The following is a 12535-nucleotide window of genomic DNA, read 5'->3' on the forward strand; positions in this document are numbered from 1 at the left end:
CCGGCAGCATCCTGCCGCCCCGCACGCCGCTGCGGCCCGTCCGGACACGGAAGCCGCCGTCCCGGCAGAGAGGAGGCAGCATAATCGGCGCCGGAAACCCGCAGGAGGAAAATTTCCGAAATTTTTTACAAAGTTATGTTTTTTTCCGAAAATCTTTTTATCTTTACATTGAATTTTCGGATTTAACCCACACGAACGACGAAATGGAACAGTTCGACACCACCCTGCTGCACGGAAAACTGAAAGAATACTTCGGCTTTTCCGCGTTCAAAGGCAACCAGGAGGCCGTCATACGCAACGTGCTGGAGCGCAAGGACACGTTCGTGCTGATGCCGACCGGGGGCGGGAAGTCGCTTTGCTACCAGCTGCCGGCCCTGCTCATGGAGGGCGTGGCGATCGTCATCTCGCCGCTCATCGCCCTGATGAAGAACCAGGTGGATTCGATGCGCACCTTCGCCGCAGAGTCGGGCATCGCCCACTTTCTGAATTCGTCGCTCAACAAGACGGCCGTGGCCCAGGTGCGGGCCGACGTGCTGGAGGGCAAGACCAAGCTGCTCTATTTCGCGCCCGAGTCGCTCACCAAGGAGGACAACGTGGCGTTCCTGCGCAAGATCAAGGTGTCGTTCTACGCCATCGACGAGGCGCACTGCATCTCGGAGTGGGGCCACGACTTCCGCCCCGAGTACCGCCGCATCCGGCCCATCATCAACGAAATAGGCAACGCCCCGCTGATCGCCCTCACGGCCACCGCCACGCCCAAGGTGCAGATGGACATCCAGAAGAACCTGGGCATGTCCGACGCGGCGGTCTTCAAGTCGTCGTTCAACCGGGCGAACCTCTATTACGAAATCCGTCCCAAGCACGACGTCGACCGCGAAATCATCCGCTTCGTCAAGCAGAAGGAGGGCAAGAGCGGCATCATCTACTGCCTGAGCCGCAAGAAAGTCGAGGAGTTGACGGAGCTGCTCGTGGCCAACGGCATCAAAGCCCGGGCCTACCATGCAGGCATGGACGCGGCGACGCGCGCAAGCAATCAGGACGATTTCTTGATGGAGCGCGTCGACGTCATCGTGGCCACGATCGCTTTCGGCATGGGCATCGACAAGCCCGACGTACGCTACGTGATCCACTACGACATCCCCAAGTCGCTCGAAGGCTACTACCAGGAGACCGGACGGGCGGGCCGCGACGGCGGCGAGGGGCACTGCCTGGCCTTTTATAGTTACAAGGACATCCAGAAACTGGAAAAATTCATGCAGGGCAAGCCCATCGCGGAGCAGGAGATCGGGAAGCTGCTGTTGTTGGAAACGGTATCTTATGCCGAAAGTTCGATGTGCCGCCGCAAGACGCTGCTCCACTACTTCGGCGAAGAATACACCGAGGAGAATTGCCACAACTGCGACAACTGCCGCCATCCCAAACCGCAGGTCGACGCCAAGGCGGCGCTGAAGATGGCGCTGGAGGCGTTGCGCGACATCGGCGACAAGTTCAAGGCCGACTACCTCGCCGCGGTGCTCGTGGGCAAAAATACGGCTCTGATCAAGAGCTACGGCCACAACAAGTCGAAGTGGTTCGGCGCGGGCGAAAAATACGACACGCGTTTTTGGGGTGCCGTGATCCGCCAGGCGCTGATCTTGGGGTTGATCGACAAGAACATCGAAAACTACGGTCTGATTTCGATCAACAAAAAAGGCGAAAGCTACATCGCCCTGCCTTTCCCGGTAAATGTGACGATGGATCACGACTACGACCAGGAGGAGAAGGAAGCCGAGGCCGAAACTCCGGTGGGCAAGGGCGGTGCAGCCGACGAGGAGCTTTTCGCCATGTTGAAAGACCTGCGCAAGAAGGTGGCCAAGAAACACGACCTGCCGCCGTTCGTGATTTTCCAGGACCCGTCGTTGGAAGACATGGCCGTGCAATATCCCATTACCCTGGAGGAGATGCAGAACATCACAGGAGTGGGTGCCGGCAAGGCCCGCAAGTTCGGCGAGGAGTTCGTGAAACTCATCAAGGCCTACGTCGAAGAGAAGGAGATCATCCGCCCGCAGGACATGGTGGTAAAAGGCGTGGCAAGCAAGTCGGGCAACAAGATATTCATCATCCAGTCGATCGACCGCAAGATGGATTTCGAGGACATCGCCCGCGCCCGCGACCTGGATTTCGACGAGTTGCTGACCGAGATCGAAGGCATCGTCAACTCGGGCACGAAGCTCGACATCGCCTACTACTTAGGTGGATTCATGGACGAAGATAAGATCCAGGACATCTACCTCTACTTCAAGGAGGATGCCGAAAGCGACTCCCTCGATGCGGCGATCGAAGAACTCGGCTCGGACTATACGGAGGAAGAGATACGCCTGGTACGCATCAAGTTCATGTGCGAACAAGGCAACTGACACCACGCAAAACCGGACATCGGAAGCTGCCGGACACCCTACGCAAGAACTCGTCGGTTCACCGCCGGTTCGTTCGGATTTCGGTTTTCTTTCGGTCGTTCAATTTTCGTTCGGAGTATGAATAAAAAGACTTTTACGCTGGCATTGTTGTTTTTCTGCGCGACGCTTGTCTGGCTCGGAATCACGATCCGATGGTTCTGCATATGCCGTCATTGCGTAAGTTGGTTCGATCTGACGATCGCTTTGTTGTTCGTCATGGCCGGTTGCGGCATGACCGTACACGAATTCCGCAAGAAAAAGCGCAAACATTTGGAAGAAGTGAACAGACACAAAATACCTTGAAATGGCATTTCTAAGACGATTCATATCTATTCTGGCCGGGGTGTTCTTCATCTTGGCGATCGTGTCGGCATGGCGCGTGGCGATGGCCGACGGCGGCGACATCTGGTATGTGCCGGTAGTGATGGCCTGCTGCGCCATCATCATGATATTCACAGCCTTGCGCTTGCAGCCGCACGATAAGAATACGGAGCGATAGCCCCTCCCGCCGGCCCGGCAGCGACCGGCCGCCGGCGCCATCACGAAATAGCCGCCATGAGCAGAACCGCCCTTTTTCAGACCCTCCGGATCGCAGTCATGATCCTGGCCGCAGCAGGCATCATCTATGCCTTGGAATACATGCAGGGCGGTGCTGCCGTGTGGTTCTGGGTAACCCTGCTGGGCATCGGATTCGTCGGGTTGCTTTATAGCTTCCGGATCACGCAGCGCCGCACTGCCAGCAAAAGGCGCAACACACCCGGAGAAAAAACTCCGAAAACTCCCGGGCAAAGGCACTGAAAGCTCCCGGGCATGCGATGAAGATACACCAAAAATAAAGACACCCATCTTCCGACGAACGCATAACATGACCGCCGCCGTGTTCGACAAAAAACGCCCCGAATCCGCCGCCCCGCGCCCCGGAACCCCCAAAAAAACGGATGACGTACGGGCCAAGAAAGCACTGGGCCAGCATTTTCTGGTCGACCTCAACATAGCGCGCAAAATCTGCGACTCGCTCTCGGGCGGCACGCCCGAAACCCCGGCAACGGTGCTGGAGGTGGGTTGCGGCATGGGCGTGCTGACGCAGTATCTGCTGGCACGCCAGGATATTGCGACCTGGGGCGCCGAGATCGACACCGAGAGCGTCGATTATCTCCATGCGCATTATCCCGATTTCGCGCCGCGGCTTCTGGTCGGCGATTTCCTCAAGATCGATTTGCGCAGCGTTTTCGCCGATGCGCCCGCCTTGAAGATCATCGGCAACTTCCCCTACAACATTTCGTCGCAGATTTTTTTCAAGATTCTGGAGCACCGCGACCTGGTGCCGGAGTGCGTGGGCATGATCCAGAAAGAGGTGGCCGTACGGATCGCCGAGCCGCCCGGATCGCGCGAATACGGCATCTTGTCGGTGCTGCTGCAAGCGTGGTACGACATCGAATACCTCTTCACGGTCAACGAAACCGTGTTCAACCCGCCGCCCAAGGTCAAAAGCGCCGTCATCCGCCTGCGCCGCAACGCCACGCAGCATCTCGACTGCGACGAACAGCTTTTCGTCCGGGTGGTAAAAGCCTCGTTCGGCCAGCGCCGCAAGATGATCCGCAACTCGCTGCGCGCGGTGTTCGGCGACTTCGGAGGTGCAGAACACCCTTGGTTCAGCCGTCGCGCGGAGCAATTGTCCGTGGCCGAATTCGTCGAGTTGACCCGGTGGGTGGAGCAAAACTCGAAAACCACCCTTTAGCCCCTCCCCGTGCGCCGCGCACCCAGCAAACCACCGTATTCTATCAATATCCGGCCCGCATACCTGCACACCGTATTCTGTCAATTCCGATCCGTGTCCTGATAAGATCCACCCGTATCCTGCTTTTTCCGGCCCGGCACCACACCGCATGCTACCAATATCCAGCCTGCATACCAGCCCGATGCCGGATTTTCCGGTTTCTATTCTCCGACTTCTCCCGCCACCACGGTGACCAGGTCTTCCCGCTTCAGATACTTCTGCGCCAGATTCCGGACGTCGGATGGCGTCATGGCACGAATGGCCCGCAGATTGGCATCTACCAGCGTGTTGTCCGCGCCGCAGAGGATGTTTTCGATCGTCACGTCCGCTATGCCGAACGGGCCGTCGAGGATGCGCATCATCTCCCCCGCCATGATATTCTTTACCAGCGCCAGTTCGTCGTCGGGCATCGGTTCGCGGCGCAGCCGCTCGATTTCGGCATCTATCTCGGCCAGGGCCGCCGCCGTGACCTCCGTCCCCACCTGCGCGGCGATCGCCAGATAGCCCGCCTGCTCGAAGTTGACCATCGCTGCTACCACTCCGTAGGTGTAGCCGTGCCGCTCGCGCAGATTCTGCATCAGCCGCGAACCGAAATAGCCGCCCAGCGCCGTGGCCACGACCTGCATGCCCACGAAGTCGGGATGCTGGCGCGGAAAGAGCAGGCGCCCGATGCGGATCGACGACTGCACGGCTCCGGGATGGGCGACCTCCGCACAACGGCGGGTCTGCGGCGCCGGAAAGAGCGGCCGCGCGGGCGTTCCGTGGGGCAGACGCCCGGCAATGGCGGCCACGGCATCCCGCTCCTGCCAGGTAATGCGGCCGCTGCACACCACGAAGCAGTTTTCGGCCGTATAGAACGTCCGGTAGAACGCTTCGATGTCGCTGCGCGTCAAGGTGTCGTACAATTTTTCGTCCGTCGACACGCCGTAGGGATGCCGCTCGCCGAACATCGCCGCTGCGAACGCCTCGCGCGCCTGAACGTCGACTTTCTGCCGGTCGATGGCCAGACGTTGTTTGCGCTTGGTACAGTAGGTCTGCAACTCCTCCTCGGGAAACACGGGCCGCAGCAGGATTTCCTCGGCGACGGCCAGCGTCTCGCGAAAAAACTTCGAGAGCATGGCGAAGTTGATGTAGGCATAGTCGCGGTCGAGGTTGACATCGAACCACGAACCGTAGAAATCGAGCCGCTCGGCCACTTCGCGGGCCGTGAGGCCCTGCGTCCCCTCGGCCAACAGGTTGGCCGTGGCGGAAGCCGAAAAGGGCACGCGCTGCACGGCGGAGCCGGCACGGAAAACGAACGTCACGCGCAGCACCTCGAAATCGTCGGCCGGAAGCGTGTAAAGCGCCACGCCGTTGTCCAACAATTCTTTGCGGGCTTCGGGGACGCGAATGTCTGACGGGAGAATCAACGGGGGCCGGTTCATCGGGCTTGATAAATAAGGGTGGAACTTCGTTCTGGCAGCAGCACACGGCTGCAAAAATCGGCAATGGCCTCGGGCGAGACGGCGCGATAGCGGTCGACTTCGCAGTTGACAAGATCGAGATCGCCCAACAGTTCGTAGAACCCCAGGTTCATCGCCTTGTTCATGACGTTGAGTTCGCCGAACAAGGTGTTCGCCTCGAACTTGTTCTTGACTTTCTGCATCTCGTAGTCGGACGCTGCTGTCCGACGCAGGGCGTCGATTTCGGCGCGGAACGCCTCCTCGACCTGCTCGGGCGCCACACCCGGCAGCAGCTGCCCCGTGAAGACGAACAGCCCGGGATCGAGATCGCCGGTAACATAGGCGTTGACCGACGACAGGAGTTTCCGTTCCTTGACCAGCCGCACATAGAGCCGCGACGAATCGCCGCCCGAAAGCAGATCGGAAACCAGATCGGCGACGAAGAAATCGGGCGACGTGCGCCCGCCCATGCGATAGGCGACCGTGACAGCCGTAGCAGGCACATCGCGGACGACGACCTCACGGCGCCGCGCCGTCTGGGGCGGTTCCTGGGGTACGGGCACCGCCGTGCAGGAACGGTCGGGCAAGGCGCCGAACCACTTTTCGGCCAGCTCCAGCATCCGTTCCTCCTCCAGGTCGGCCGACATCGAGAGGATGGCGTTCGACGGGCGGTAGTGGGCACGGTAAAAGGCTTCGACATCGGCAAGCGTCGCTTCGGCTATGTGGTCGGGCGTCAGCCCGATGGCGGCCCAGCGGTAGGGATGCACCTTATAGGCCAAAGCCCTCAACAGCAGCATCTGATCGCCGTAGGGTTGGTTGAGGTAGCGCTGGCGGAACTCCTCGATGACCACTTTTTTCTCGGTCTCCAACTTCTGCGGCGTGATGTCCAGCCCTTCGATGCGGTCGCTTTCCAACCACAGGGCCGTTTCGATGTTGTCCACCGGAAGGGTAATGTAGAAATCGGTGTAGTCGTTGTTGGTAAAAGCATTGTTGTCTCCGGAGGCCATCTGCACAGGCAGGTCGAAGTTGGGCACGGCTTTCGTGCCGCGGAACATCAGGTGTTCGAACAGATGGGCGAATCCGGTGCGCGCAGGGTTCTCGTTGCGCGCCCCGACCCGGTAAAGCATGTTGACCGCGGCCAGGCGCGACGAACGGTCGCGGTTGACGATGACCGTCAGGCCGTTGGCAAGAGTGGTTTTGCGATAGGGAATCATGGAGGACAAAGGTAACACATTTCAAACCAAAAATCGCAATCGAACACCGCGGAGTGCACAACCCGACAGCAAAACTGCCAAAAAATACAGATTATTTGTACGAATTTAGGTATCGTTTTTCTCCCGAATTTGCTATCTTTGCGTCGCGTGTTTTCAGACTACGAAAACGGATAAAAATACACACTCAAAAATACTCTAAAATTTTTAGCGAAATGGCAGAAAAGAAATTTATCACGTGCGATGGCAACTACGCCGCGGCTCATGTAGCCTACATGTTCTCGGAAGTAGCGGCCATCTACCCCATCACGCCTTCTTCGACCATGGCCGAACTGGTGGACGAATGGGCCGCCCAGGGCCGCAAGAACATCTTCGGCGAGACGGTAAAAGTGGTGGAGATGCAGTCCGAAGCCGGTGCCGCAGGCGCCGTGCACGGTTCGTTGCAGAGCGGCGCCCTGACCTCGACGTTTACCGCGTCGCAGGGCCTGCTGCTGATGATTCCCAACATGTACAAAATCGCCGGCGAGCTGCTGCCGGGCGTATTCCACGTTTCGGCCCGTGCGCTGGCCGCACAGTCGTTGTCGATCTTCGGCGACCACCAGGACGTCATGGCTGCCCGTCAGACCGGTTTCGCCATGCTCGCCACCTCGTCGGTGCAGGAAGTCATGGACTTGGCCGGCATCGCCCACATCGTCTCGCTCAAGGCCCGCGTGCCGTTCCTCCACTTCTTCGACGGCTTCCGCACCTCGCACGAGATCCAGAAGATCGAGTTGATCGACGAGGCCGCACTGACCTCCATGCTCGACCGCGACGCCCTGAAGCAGTTCCGCGCTCAGGCGCTCAACCCCGAGCACCCCGTCACGCGCGGTACGGCCCAGAACCCCGACATCTATTTCCAGACCCGCGAGGCTTCGAACAAGTTCTACGACGCCGTGCCCGACATGGTGGCCGACGCCATGAAGCAGATTTCGCAGATCACGGGCCGCGAATACAAACCCTTTACCTACTATGGCGCCGCCGATGCCGAGAACGTCATCGTGGCCATGGGTTCGGTTACCGAGACCATCAAGGAGACCATCGACTACCTGCTCAAGCAGGGCAAGAAGGTCGGCTTGATTACCGTACACCTCTACCGTCCGTTCTCCGAGAAGTATTTCTTCGACGTCGTGCCCGCTACGGTCAAGCGCGTCTGCGTGCTCGACCGCACCAAGGAGCCGGGCGCCGAGGGCGAACCGCTCTACCTCGACGTGAAGTCGATGTTCTACGGCAAGCAGCTCCAGCCCATGATCCTCGGCGGCCGCTACGGTCTCTCCTCCAAGGACACCACGCCGGCCCAGATGCTCGCCGTCTTCGAGAACCTCGCGGCCGCTCAGCCCAAGAATCATTTTACCGTCGGCATCAACGACGACGTGACCAACTTGTCGCTTCCCGTCGGCGAGGAGATTTCGCTCGCCAAGCCCGGTACGTTCGAGGCCCTCTTCTTCGGTCTGGGCGCCGACGGTACGGTGGGTGCCAACAAGAACTCGATCAAGATCATCGGCGGCTCGACCAACAAGTACTGCCAGGCCTACTTCTCCTACGACTCCAAGAAGTCGGGCGGCTACACCTCGTCGCACCTGCGCTTCGGCGACCTGCCCATCACGTCGCCCTACCTCGTCACGACGCCCGACTTCGTGGCTTGCCACGTGCCTTCGTACGTCGACAAATACGACGTGTTGAAGGGCCTCAAGAAGGGCGGTTCGTTCCTGCTGAACTCCGTGCACGACGCCGAGACGACCTGCAAGACCCTGCCCGACCACATGAAGGCTTACCTGGCCAAGAACAACATCAACTTCTACATCATCAACGCCACGAAGATCGCCGCCGAACTCGGTCTGGGTTCGCGCACGAACACCATCATGCAGTCGGCGTTCTTCAAGATCGCCAACGTCATTCCGTTCGAGAAGGCCGTCGAGGAGATGAAGCACGCCATCCTCAAGTCCTACGGCAAGAAGGGCGAGGATATCGTCAACATGAACTATGCTGCTGTCGACGCCGGCGGCAGCGCCGTGGTCAAGATCGACGTGCCCGCCGAGTGGGCTTCCATCGAGGTCAAGGCCGCCGCACACAGCGTCGACATGTCGCGTCCCGAGTTCGTCCGCAACATCGTCGATCCCATCAACGCCCTCAAAGGCGACGACCTGCCCGTGTCGGCCTTCAACGGCCGTGAGGACGGTACGTGGGACAACGGCACGGCCGCCTACGAGAAGCGCGGCATCGCCGTCAACGTTCCCGAGTGGCAGATCGACAACTGCATCCAGTGCAACCAGTGCGCCTACGTCTGCCCCCACGCCGCCATCCGTCCGTTCCTGGCCACCGAGTCCGAGGCTGCCGCTTCGGGTCTGGCTTGGAAGCAGGGTCTGGGCGAGACCAAGGAGTACAAGTTCCGCATCCAGGTGTCGCCGCTCGATTGCACGGGGTGCAACAACTGCGTCGACGTCTGCCCCGCCAAGGAGAAGGCGCTCATCATGAAGCCGCTCGAATCGCAGCAGGAGCAGATCAAGAACTGGGATTACATTACCAAGAATATCGGTTACAAAGAGGTCGTCGACAAGACCAAGTCCGTTAAGAACCTCCAGTTCGCACAGCCGCTCTTCGAGTTCTCGGGTGCCTGCGCCGGTTGCGGCGAGACGCCTTACATCAAGGCCATTTCGCAGCTCTTCGGCGACAAGATGATGGTGGCCAACGCTACGGGCTGTACGTCGATCTACTCGGGTTCGGCTCCCTCGACGCCCTACTGCACCAACGCCAAGGGCCAGGGCCCCGCTTGGGCCAATTCGCTCTTCGAGGATAACGCCGAGTTCGGTCTGGGCATGCACGTCGGTGTCGAGAAGCTCCGCGACCGCATCCAGCTGACCATGGAAGCCGCCATCGCCGAGTGCACGAAGTGCTCCGAGGAGTTGAAGGCCGCCATGAAAGAGTGGATCGCCGCACGCGGTTCGTCCTCCGCTTCGGCCGAGGTAACGGCACGCCTGCTGCCCATGCTCGAAGCCTGCGGCTGCGACTATTGCCAAAAGATTCTCGAAATGAAGGATTGGCTCGTCAAGAAGTCGCAGTGGATCATCGGCGGCGACGGCTGGGGCTACGACATCGGCTACGGCGGCGTCGACCACGTGCTCGCTTCGGGCCAGGATGTCAACATCCTCGTCGTCGACACGGAGGTTTACTCCAACACCGGCGGCCAGTCGTCCAAGTCGACGCCCGTGGGTGCCGTCGCCAAGTTCGCATCGAGCGGCAAGCGCATCCGCAAGAAAGACCTGGGTGCCATGGCTATGACCTACGGCTACGTATACGTCGCCCAGGTATCGATCGGCGCATCGCAGCAGCAGTTGTTCAACGTGCTGAAAGAGGCCGAGGCCTATCCCGGCCCGTCGCTCGTCATCGCCTACGCGCCTTGCATCAACCACGGCATCAAGGGCGGCATGACCCGCACGCAGACCGTGGGCAAGGAGGCCGTGGCCTGCGGCTACTGGCACCTGTGGCACTACAACCCCCAGCTCGAAGAGCAGGGCAAGAACCCGTTCGTACTCGATTCGAAGGAACCCGACTGGTCGAAGTTCCAGGACTTCCTGAAGAAGGAGGTACGTTACACGTCGCTTCAGAAAGCGTTCCCCGCCGAGGCCGAAGAACTCTTCCAGGCCGCCGAGCAGAACGCCAAGTGGCGCTACAACGGCTACAAACGCCTTTCGGCGATCGAATACTAACCATTCGATGACTTTCCGGGCCGCATCCTCTTTTCGGGGATGCGGCTTTTTATGGAGAAATCCCAGAACGCTTGCACCGAACGGATAAAAGCGCTAACTTTGTGCGGTTGGCCCGCAATTTGATCGCTGCCACCCCGAACGACACAAAAACATCAATAAACAGAACTATGAAAAAGATCATCGCAGCAGCAACGCTGCTTCTGACGCTGGCCGCCTGCTGCGGCACGCAAAACAACAAGCCCCTGGAGGGCACGACGTGGAAACTCGCCTCGTTGGAAGGCATCCCCGCAACGGCCATCGATAGCGAGGAAGACGCTTTCACGCTGGAGTTCAACGCTGCGGACACGCTGCTGGCGGGCCGCACCAACTGCAACCGCTTCTTCGGCAACTATACGATCGAAGGCAACAAACTGACGCTGGGCAACATGGGCATGACGCGCATGGCATGCCCCGACATGGAGTACGAAGACCTCTTCGTGGCAATGCTCAACAAGGTAAACGCCTATGAAATCAAGGGCGACAAGTTGACGTTGCAGGAGGGCGACAAGTCGCTGGCCGTATTCAAGGCGGTAGAGAAGAAGTAGCTCCCGCGCATACAAAACCGAATTCCGGGTAACGGTTATTAGCCGTTATCCGGAATTACTATATTATATATAGCCCCCGGGTCTCTCCTCTCCCTGCGGAAACCCTCCGTCCCCATCTTTCGAGCCAACAACCATCCCCCCTCTCTCTCCCCGGCACCTGCGCCCGACACCCGTTTTTCCTGCACCCAATACTTTCCAAATCCCCTCTTTTAGGCTCCCGCACTTGCCGATTCTTAAGACACCCGATACCCCCCCCCTTTTTTCCGCATCCCTTTTGGTGTCGCTTTCGGGCACCCGCACATAACCGCCGGCCCAAAAAAACTCCGTCCCCTCCACCCATTTGGGTAATTTACACCTACCTTACCAAGTTTTTTTCTCTTTCGGGTAATTCGCACCGCTTTTTCCACTCCAGCCCCCCACTGCCCTTTCAACTGCCCCCTCTCTTTCAGACCCCCACTGCCCTTTCAACTGTCCCCTCTCTTTCAGCCCCCCCCACTGCCCTTTCAGCTGGATTTACCCTCTCTTGGAGAGGCCCCGCTCTCCCGAATGGATCAACATCCGCCTATAAAAATTCTATCTTTCGGGTGCTTTGCACCCGTCTTCCGCCCCCAGGGGGGGGGGCAGGGGCGGAAGAAAACACGGAATCTTAAGTTATAGATAGGCGAATTTAAGTTATAACTAAATTTTGAGTTGTGCATCTTTTTTAGCTTTACGTTCGTAAAAAGAGATGCTTGTGAAACCCAAAAGCGCATTCGATTGTTATGTCAGCGCAGCCATTCGAAAAGAACGAATGGCTCAACAGGTATCGCAGGCCACGTTGGCATACGGCATCGGAGTGAGCGACGGATTCATCAGTCAAGTCGAAAACCCGAAAAGCCCCTCGAAATACAACCTGAACCACATCAATGAAATCGCCAGATTTCTCGGTTGTTCGCCGCGGGATTTTCTACCCGAAAAACCGTTATAAAACGACCGAAATAGCAATGATAAGTACTCTCGACCAATATATTATCGATGCAGTTCGCAAAAAGCGTCGGGCACAAAAAGTGTCTCAAGCTATGCTCGGGGCATGGATCGGTGTGAATAGAGGGTTCATAGGTCAGGTCGAAAGCCCCAAATGCGATGTAAAATACAGCGTAACACATCTCAATGAAATCGCCAAATATTTAGGTTGTTCGCCGCGGGATTTTCTGCCCGAAAAACCATTATAAACCGATCGAATAGTTTGAATCAGAAACTCAACCTATTCGAATACCATGCAACCGTTGCCATCCGCAAAAACGGATAGCGCGATATTTTCAGATGGTCTCGTTCCAAACGATTTCTTGCTGAAAATACCAAAT

11 protein-coding genes are annotated in these 12535 nt (G+C 58.4%); 9 read left to right on the plus strand and 2 right to left on the minus strand.

The features are described from left to right. Positions 1-203 precede the first annotated feature (203 nt). The 5 genes from recQ to rsmA all read left to right on the plus strand — a co-directional run bounded on the left by recQ (position 204) and on the right by rsmA (position 4173). Complete coding sequence (recQ, locus tag QZ298_RS02240; protein ID WP_296005095.1) at positions 204-2396, plus strand: DNA helicase RecQ; 2193 nt, start codon at positions 204-206, stop codon at positions 2394-2396. Positions 2397-2513: 117 nt separating this feature from the next. After that, a complete protein-coding gene (locus QZ298_RS02245) occupies positions 2514-2738 on the plus strand; it encodes a hypothetical protein (RefSeq protein WP_296005096.1) in 225 nt (74 codons plus the stop codon). A gap of 1 nt (position 2739) precedes the next feature. Next, entirely contained in the window at positions 2740-2934 is a 195-nt protein-coding gene (locus QZ298_RS02250) for a hypothetical protein (RefSeq protein WP_296005097.1), read from the plus strand. A gap of 56 nt (positions 2935-2990) precedes the next feature. Further along, positions 2991-3233, plus strand: a complete 243-nt coding sequence (locus QZ298_RS02255) for a hypothetical protein (protein ID WP_296005098.1) — start codon at positions 2991-2993, stop codon at positions 3231-3233. A 79-nt stretch (positions 3234-3312) separates the two neighbouring features. Then, positions 3313-4173 carry a 16S rRNA (adenine(1518)-N(6)/adenine(1519)-N(6))-dimethyltransferase RsmA gene (gene rsmA / locus QZ298_RS02260; protein WP_296005099.1) on the plus strand — a complete coding sequence of 287 codons (861 nt, stop codon included), beginning with the start codon at positions 3313-3315 and terminating at the stop codon, positions 4171-4173. A gap of 200 nt (positions 4174-4373) precedes the next feature. On the opposite strand, the gene QZ298_RS02265 is transcribed toward rsmA, so the two are convergent. After that, positions 4374-5636 (minus strand): pitrilysin family protein, encoded by a 1263-nt coding sequence (locus QZ298_RS02265; protein ID WP_296005100.1) that lies wholly within the window; start codon positions 5634-5636, stop codon positions 4374-4376. After that, positions 5633-6868 carry a pitrilysin family protein gene (locus QZ298_RS02270; protein WP_296005136.1) on the minus strand — a complete coding sequence of 412 codons (1236 nt, stop codon included), beginning with the start codon at positions 6866-6868 and terminating at the stop codon, positions 5633-5635. The genes QZ298_RS02265 and QZ298_RS02270 overlap by 4 nt, the downstream gene beginning before the upstream one ends. Before the next feature lie 212 nt (positions 6869-7080). Here QZ298_RS02270 and nifJ point away from each other — a divergent pair, with 212 nt between their 5' ends. The 4 genes from nifJ to QZ298_RS02290 all read left to right on the plus strand — a co-directional run bounded on the left by nifJ (position 7081) and on the right by QZ298_RS02290 (position 12403). After that, positions 7081-10608, plus strand: coding sequence for a pyruvate:ferredoxin (flavodoxin) oxidoreductase (nifJ, locus tag QZ298_RS02275; RefSeq protein ID WP_296005101.1), 3528 nt, complete (start codon positions 7081-7083; stop codon positions 10606-10608). A gap of 167 nt (positions 10609-10775) precedes the next feature. Then, positions 10776-11192, plus strand: coding sequence for an META domain-containing protein (locus tag QZ298_RS02280; protein ID WP_296005102.1), 417 nt, complete (start codon positions 10776-10778; stop codon positions 11190-11192). 790 nt (positions 11193-11982) lie between these two features. Next, positions 11983-12159, plus strand: a complete 177-nt coding sequence (locus QZ298_RS02285) for a helix-turn-helix transcriptional regulator (RefSeq protein ID WP_296005137.1) — start codon at positions 11983-11985, stop codon at positions 12157-12159. Next, entirely contained in the window at positions 12098-12403 is a 306-nt protein-coding gene (locus QZ298_RS02290; RefSeq protein WP_296005139.1) for a helix-turn-helix transcriptional regulator, read from the plus strand. The genes QZ298_RS02285 and QZ298_RS02290 overlap by 62 nt, the downstream gene beginning before the upstream one ends. The last annotated feature ends 132 nt before the right edge of the window (positions 12404-12535 follow it).

The sequence above is a fragment of the uncultured Alistipes sp. genome (assembly GCF_910580175.1).
Lineage (GTDB): Bacteria > Bacteroidota > Bacteroidia > Bacteroidales > Rikenellaceae > Alistipes.